Below are 203 nucleotides of genomic sequence, written 5' to 3'. Positions count from 1 at the left end.
AAGCTGGATTGTACAGAGGTAGATGACCACAAAAAGCTGTTTGAATCGAAGCCAGAATCAAGGCTCTTTAGTATTCCAGTTTGTAGTAGAGAATATCAAACCGAAGAGGTATTTGATTTAAGGGCGTCAAATGCCCCACTTCCTGAGCGTGAATACCTTTACAACGGCAAGTGGCAAACCGAGTCTGAAATCGAACAATCAAA

The 203-nt window shown here is 41.9% G+C and carries 1 pseudogene; it reads left to right on the top strand.

Features of this window, described 5'->3' with window-relative positions:
• Positions 1–203, top strand: a pseudogene (locus IQR33_RS26885) (hypothetical protein); the annotation flags it as partial.

Source organism: Vibrio sp. OPT46 (assembly GCF_015163535.1).
Lineage (GTDB): Bacteria > Pseudomonadota > Gammaproteobacteria > Enterobacterales > Vibrionaceae > Vibrio > Vibrio alginolyticus.
The sequence above is the reverse complement of the archived record's forward strand: the minus strand, read 5'-3'. Positions and strand labels throughout refer to the sequence as shown.